General features: G+C 28.8%; 6 protein-coding genes. 5 read left to right on the top strand and 1 reads right to left on the bottom strand.

All coding sequences use genetic code 11. The features are described 5' to 3' along the window. From AC11VW_RS14330 to AC11VW_RS14320, 3 genes are all read left to right on the top strand, one after another. The coding region (locus tag AC11VW_RS14330; protein WP_484302112.1) for a DUF4153 domain-containing protein at window positions 1-1,065 on the top strand (1,065 nt) is incomplete at its 5' end. Window positions 1,066-1,207: 142 nt separating this feature from the next. Further along, window positions 1,208-1,900: a DUF554 domain-containing protein gene (locus tag AC11VW_RS14325; RefSeq protein WP_484302111.1), complete on the top strand. Its 693-nt coding sequence runs from the start codon at window positions 1,208-1,210 to the stop codon at window positions 1,898-1,900. A 191-nt stretch (window positions 1,901-2,091) separates the two neighbouring features. Then, the gene (locus AC11VW_RS14320) at window positions 2,092-2,967 is read left to right on the top strand and encodes a kinase (RefSeq protein ID WP_484302110.1); all 876 of its coding nucleotides are present in this window, start codon (window positions 2,092-2,094) and stop codon (window positions 2,965-2,967) included. Between the two features lie 79 nt (window positions 2,968-3,046). On the opposite strand, the gene AC11VW_RS14315 is transcribed toward AC11VW_RS14320, so the two are convergent. Then, window positions 3,047-3,916 (bottom strand): LysR family transcriptional regulator, encoded by an 870-nt coding sequence (locus tag AC11VW_RS14315; protein ID WP_484302109.1) that lies wholly within the window; start codon window positions 3,914-3,916, stop codon window positions 3,047-3,049. Window positions 3,917-4,146: 230 nt separating this feature from the next. On the opposite strand from AC11VW_RS14315, the gene AC11VW_RS14310 reads away from it, so the two are divergent. Continuing rightward, window positions 4,147-5,520 carry an aspartate-alanine antiporter-like transporter gene (locus tag AC11VW_RS14310; protein WP_484302108.1) on the top strand — a complete coding sequence of 458 codons (1,374 nt, stop codon included), beginning with the start codon at window positions 4,147-4,149 and terminating at the stop codon, window positions 5,518-5,520. Between the two features lie 86 nt (window positions 5,521-5,606). Continuing rightward, the gene (gene scpC / locus AC11VW_RS14305; RefSeq protein WP_484302107.1) at window positions 5,607-7,115 is read left to right on the top strand and encodes a succinyl-CoA:acetate CoA-transferase ScpC; all 1,509 of its coding nucleotides are present in this window, start codon (window positions 5,607-5,609) and stop codon (window positions 7,113-7,115) included. Window positions 7,116-7,162: the final 47 nt, after the last annotated feature.

Raw genomic sequence — 7,162 nt, 5'->3', positions numbered from 1 at the left:
TACACAATTATTTTATATAGCTATTTCGGTAAAATTATTATAACGAGACATTTGCCCCAAGGGCTTATTGGTAATTTAGTTCTTTGGTACTCTATAGTAAGTACTATTGTTCTTTTTTTAATATATCCATTAAGAAAAGTAAGCCCATGGATTAAAACTTTTATAACTATTTTTCCAAAGGCTATTATTCCATTGCTTGGCATGATGTTTGTCGCTATAGGAATAAGAGCCAATGCCTATGGCATAACAGAAAGTAGATATTTTGTATTAGTAGTTGGAGCATGGGTAACTTGGGTTATGATTTACTATGCAGTTAAGAAAGATATTACAAACATTTTTTTATCTACATCTTTAGCTATAATAGCATTTTTATCTGTTACAGGACCTTGGAGTGCTTACTCAATTTCGCAAATTAGTCAAAATAAACGATTTGATCAAATAGTAAGAAAATATGAGATGATTGACCAAACTGATAGTATTAAAAATCCAAAGAAAGAATTTGTAGAAGCAGATAAAAAGGAAATCAGCGGCATAATTATATACTTCAATCAATACCACGACCTAAAGAATATAAAATACCTTCCAGTAAATTTTGAAATTAGTGATATGAAAAGCTTATTTGGTTTTGATTTAATAGATGAAGGTCAAGGGTTTTACGAAAACGAAGAGTACTTTGATCATTACTTAGATAAGGAAAGAAATTTAGTTAATATTAATGATTTTGATTATTTTGCAGAATACGAGATTTATGCTCCTGAAAATTTCCAACAAGTAAATGGGGGTTATACAATTACCTATGATAATAAGAAAAAAGAGCTTCTTATTAAATATAAAGAACAAATCATATATAGGAATGAATTAGAGAAATTAGCAGCTGAGATTCATCGCAACAATAGAGGAAATAATAACCCAAAAGAGGTGGATATGACCTTTAAAGATGAAAATCAGGACATTAAAATTCAATTTGTATTTAAAAATATTAATGGCTCTGAAAGTAAACACACAGGTGATGTGAATGTTGAAGGAATGGGATTTTATACTTTTATAAAATTTAAAACAAAGTAAGAAGAGAAATGACCCACCTATGGCAAATATACCCTTTGAAACTACTTATTTATGAGAGATGAGCGAATCTTTAATAAATATAATGATAAACACTATATAAGTTGATATAATTAAAATCATATAGTTAAAGGGGGTATAAAATATGTTAGGAACAATTGTAAATAGTGTAGCAATAGTTTTAGGATGTTTGATAGGATTATTAGTTAAAGGAAAGGTACCTCAAAAGATTAGTGATACCGTAATGAATGGCTTAGCTTTATGTGTGGTATACATAGGTATCTCTGGTTCACTAAAAGGAGAGGATACTTTAGTAACTATAATATGCATTGCTGTAGGTGCATTAATAGGTGAACTTATAGACATTGACAAATGGTTAAATAAGTTAGGGGAGTTTTTAGAAAGTAAATTCAATAAAGGACAAAACGAAGAAAGTGTATCTATTTCACAAGGATTTGTATCAGCGAGTTTATTATTTTGCGTAGGTGCTATGGCAATCGTTGGAAGCCTTCAAAGTGGATTAAGTGGAAATCATGAAACTTTATTTGCTAAATCAGTAATAGATGGAATAACAGCTATAATTTTTACCGCAACTTTAGGAATTGGAGTTATGTTTTCAGCAGTATCAGTACTTTTATATCAAGGTATAATAACTATAGGAGCATCATTTTTATCAGATGTACTAAGTAGACCAGTAATAAATGCAATGACAGGAGTTGGCAGTTTATTAATTATAGGACTTGGATTAAATATATTAAAATCAACTAATATAAAGATTGCAAATTTACTGCCAGCAGTGTTTTTACCTATTTTAGCTGGTATGTTAGGTATAATATAGGCGACATACAAAATATAACAAATATTCACGATGATGACAAAATCATACATACAAACCTATAAAAAGTTTAAATATAGATAGTGTTGGAGAAAGGTTTTAGACAAATTCCTCATTTAGAAGGAAAATAGACCTAATAATCAAATATATAAATAATAAAGAGAAATTTGATTTAAAATAGGGGGAAGGTTTATATGATTACATTTGATATAAATGGAGCTACTGTAGAGTTTGATGAAAAAAGGGATAATTACAATAGAGTAAGGAAATTATTTAAGTTATATGCCATACAAGCAAGTGAAAGTTTTGAAGAAGATTGTTTAAATAATATACAAAATATAAAGCAAGTATCAGAAAAATGTTTAGATATGGGAATGGAACATATTGAACTTGGATTAAAAAAGGCAATCGAGACTATCGTAAGTTTTGATATTATTACAATAGATTTAGGTATATTTAGAAATATTTATTATGACAAGTATTTAAATTATGAGAGATTATTTAATAATTTAAACAGAGATAAATTGTTAAATAATAAAAATAAGAAAAATAACTATTTAAAGTTTTATGACACTAAATCTATAATAAAACAATTAAGTAAGTACATATATGATGACTGCTTTAATATACATTATGCTGTAGTAGATGCACTTATAGAAAATAATATAACTATAATAAATTCATATACTGATGAAGAAAGTAAACAAAAATCTAATGCACTTTTTAATAATTATAAAGATGGATTTATAACTAGAACGGATGAGGGTAGAGTAGTTAAACAGATAATAGATTTAAATCCATATAGAAAAGATGTATACGAATTTTTAATAAAAGAAGATGGAGATTTTAATAAAGAAATTGAAAGAATAACGCACTACTTAGGATACGATATAACAAATCATAAAGATAATTTAATGGATATATATATAAAGGATTTAATAAAAGATGATATGGGACATATTGAAACTAATAAAGAAAAGGTTGAAAAATACGCAAAATACATAGGTTGTAGTGACTGTTCTATATATTTAGCTAGAATAGATGCTATATATACTTTTGAGAATGCTTAAAATGAGAATGCTTAAAATAAAAAGGAGTACTTCTTAATAATTTATAAAATTATTAAGAAGTACTCCTTTTTTATATAAGTTAAAGTAAAGAGTAATAATCAACAGCAAAGTCTTTAAAAATTTTAGCGTATTTACTCATATAATTATTAGCATTCCATGAAATATTTAAATGCCTTTTACAAGGAGGATCAACAACATGTATAAGTTTTATAGAATTATCACTAGGAATATTCCAAGATATTTTAGGTATAAAACTTATGCCTAATCCAGCTATAATCAATTGGCGAACTATTGAAGGAACATCACTTTCAAAAACTATATTTGGTTTAAAACCTGCATATGAACAAAGTGTATCTGATATTTTTCTAAGAGGCTTACCTGATTGAAAACTGATGAAATTTTCTTTAGAAAGTTCTTTTAAAAAGATGTGATCTTTATTTGAAAAAGTATTATTATTAGGAACTCCCATAAGTAATTCTTCCTCTAATAAAGTGATAGATGTAGAACTTTTTATTTTCTCAAGAGTTGAAGATATACAAAAATCAAAATTTTGAGTATCAAGTTCATTAGATGTATGTTGAAGCAATATAAACGTAACATTAGGATACAACTTTTTAAATTCTAAAATTAATCTTGGTAAAGTATTAGATCCAGCAAGTACTAGCAATTTAATTTCAAGCTCTGATTTATTATTCATATCAAGAAGTTTTCTCTTACCATTTTCTAAAGAGTTTAACACGTTATCTACAGTTTCTAAAAATATCTTACCATTTTCGTTTAACTTTATAAATTTACCATTTCTATCAAACAATTCTACACCGAGTTCTGTTTCAAGAGTATGTATTGATCGGCTTAAGGCAGGTTGTACGATGTTTAACATCTTAGCGCTATTGGTCATATGCTCAGTTCTAGCTACAGTTTGAAAGTACTTTAAATGTATCAGGTCCATATTTGTGACTCACCATCCTAAAAATTAATTATAACAAATTTGTTATTAATATATATCAAATTATATATTACTAAGTATAAGAATATGAACATAAAATGAAGTGTAAATAGAAAATATTTTAAAAAGACATAAAAGATAATTTACTCATAAAAAATTATGATTAGGAGGTAAAGTAAGATGGAAAAAAACAAAAGATGTAAAGTGAAAAAAAATATAGGGAGGTATACCACATGAGTTTTAACTTTGCGGATGTATTTTTAAGCCAGTTTATGTTGATGTTTTTAGCAATAGTTACAGGACTTATCTTTGGAAAAATTAAGTTTGGTAAATTTAGTTTTGGAATATCAGGTGCATTATTTACTGGACTCGTAATTGGATGGGGTGCATTTAAATATGCAGCAGCAGCTAAAGAAGGATCAAAAGCATTTGATGCTGCAAAAAACCTATTAGACGTAGGAGTAGTATCTAGTAATTTTTTTGATACATTCTTGATATTATTTGTTTGTGCAGTAGGTCTTTTGGCAGCAAAAGACATGGGAATTGTACTTAAAAAATATGGCCTTAAATTTGTAATATTAGGTATGCTTATAACATTTACAAGTGCAGCAACTACATACTTATGTACAGTTTTTAGTGAAGATTCAAACCCGTATGAAGTATCAGGAGTTTACACAGGGGCACTTACAAGTTCACCAGGTCTTGCAGCAGCTATAGAAACAGCAAAAAATCATGCAACAGAAAAAGTAGCACAATATGATAGCATGAATATTAAAGAAAAAGAAACCTTCTTAGAAATGGCAGGAATACAAAACATACCCAAAGATATTAAAGTATTCCAATTAACAGATGATATAAAACAACAGTACATAACAAATGCAGAGGCAAGTATAGGAGCAGGTCACGCAATAGGATACCCATTCGGAGTATTAATAGTAATATTAGCAGTCAATTTCTTCCCAGCATTATTTAAAATAGATGTAGAAAAAGAAAAATTACAATATAGAAAAGATTTAGAAGAAGCAAGAAAATTAAGTTCTTCAGTTAAAGAAATAAAAGAAAGTAAGTTTGATATATTAGGATTTGTAATAGCATGCACATTTGGATATATTATAGGAAATATAAATATATATTTACCATTTATAGGATATTTTAGCTTAGGTTCAACAGGAGGAGTCTTGATAGGAGCCTTAATCTTAGGATATATAGGAAAGATTGGAAGTATAAGTTTTAGAATGGATTCTAAGACTTTAGGAATAATAAGAGACCTTGCGCTAGCATTTTTCTTAGCTATAGTAGGGTTAAGATATGGATATAAAGCAGTTGACGCATTAGTAGGAGCAGGTGCATATTTAGGAGTTATTTCCTTAGTTGTTGGAGTTGTAGGTATGTTAAGCGGATTCTTAATAGGTAGATATGTATTAAAGATAAACTGGGTAATGTTATCTGGTGCTATATGTGGAGGTATGACATCAACACCAGGTTTAGGAGCTGCAGTTGAAGCTTTAGATAGTGATGAACCTGCTGCAGGATATGGTGCAACGTATCCATTTGCTCTTTTAGGTATGGTAATATTCACTATAATACTTCATAAAATGCCTATGTAAAAAATATATAAAATTACTCCTGTCAAGTATATATACTTGGCAGGTTAACTTGAAATTTCAAATAAGAAGTATTGGGGGTAGTTTTTATGAATAGTAGATTAAGATGTAAAGATTTAGAAAATAAAGTAATGAGTGCTAAAGAAGCTGCATTATTATTTGAAGATAAGATGATAGTAGGGACTAGTGGTTTCACACCAGCAGGATATCCTAAAGCAGTACCACTAGCAATAGCTGATAGAGCAAAACAAGGAGAAGAAATTGGTTTGACAATAATAACAGGGGCATCAGTAGGACCAGAATTAGATGGAGCATTATCTCAAGCTGGTGTTATAAAAAGAAGATATCCATATCAAACAGATTCTAGTTGTAGAAATGCAATAAACAATTCTGATATAAAATACTCAGATATGCATTTAAGTCATACACCTCAATGGGTTAAATATGGATTTTTAGGAAAGATGGATATAGCCCTAGTAGAAGCTGTAGCAATAACAGAAGAAGGTAATATAATACCATCAACTTCTATTGGAAATTCAAATGTATTTATAGAATGCGCAGATAAAATTATAGTAGAAATAAATATGGCTCAACCTCTAGCATTAGAAGGTATGCACGATATATATAATGTAGAAGTTCCGCCAAATAGAAAGCCTATACCTTTAGTTCATGTGGATGAGAAAATAGGAACTAATTATATACCTTGTGATAAAGAAAAAATAGCAGCAATAGTATTTACAGATTCAAAAGATAAAACAAGACCAGTTGCACCGATAGACGAGGTATCACAAAAAATGGCCAATAACCTAATAAAGTTCTTAGAAAATGAAGTTAAAGAAGACAGACTTCCTAAAAATTTATTACCACTTCAGTCAGGTGTAGGAAGTGTTGCAAATGCAATATTAGGTGGGTTAGTAGATTCTGAATTTGAAGATTTAGTAGTTTACTCTGAAGTTATTCAAGATAGTGTAATAGATTTAATAGAAGCTAGTAAAGTTAAATTTGCATCAGGAACTTCACTAACTATATCACCAGAAAGATTAGATGATTTCTATGATAAATTTGATAATTATAAAGATAAATTAATTCTTAGACCGCAAGAAATAAGTAATAGTCCAGAAATTGCAAGAAGACTAGGTGTAATAGCAATAAATACAGCGATAGAAGTTGATATTTACGGAAATGTAAATTCAACTAATATTATGGGAAGTAGAATGATGAATGGTATAGGTGGGTCAGGAGATTTTGCTAGAAATGGATATTTAACAATATTTACAACTGAATCTACAGCTAAAAATGGAGATATATCAAGCATAGTTCCTATGGTATCTCATCACGATCATACAGAACATGATGTAATGGTTATAGTTACAGAACAAGGAGTAGCAGACTTAAGAGGATTATCTCCAAAAGAAAGAGCAGTTGCCGTAATAGAAAATTGTGCACATCCAGATTATAAAGAAGCTTTATATGAATATTTTAATAAGGCTTGTGAAGGTAAGTATAAACATACCCCACATATTTTATCAGAGACATTAGCTTGGCATGATAATTTTATGAAAACAGGAAGTATGAAGGTAAAAGTAACTCAAAAATAAAAATAAAAGTGATAAAAAGATGACAAGCTCTATATAATATACAGACA

This window comes from Romboutsia sp. (assembly GCF_056995035.1).
This window is presented reverse-complemented; position numbering and strand designations above follow the sequence as displayed.

Bases quoted from the DNA above. Each gene is read 5' to 3' on its own strand.
- AC11VW_RS14315 (WP_484302109.1), bottom strand. From the start codon at position 3,916: ATGGACCTGATACATTTAAAGTACTTTCAAACTGTAGCTAGAACTGAG.
- AC11VW_RS14320 (WP_484302110.1), top strand. From the start codon at position 2,092: ATGATTACATTTGATATAAATGGAGCTACTGTAGAGTTTGATGAAAAA.
- AC11VW_RS14325 (WP_484302111.1), top strand. From the start codon at position 1,208: ATGTTAGGAACAATTGTAAATAGTGTAGCAATAGTTTTAGGATGTTTG.
- scpC (WP_484302107.1), top strand. From the start codon at position 5,607: ATGAATAGTAGATTAAGATGTAAAGATTTAGAAAATAAAGTAATGAGT.
- AC11VW_RS14310 (WP_484302108.1), top strand. From the start codon at position 4,147: ATGAGTTTTAACTTTGCGGATGTATTTTTAAGCCAGTTTATGTTGATG.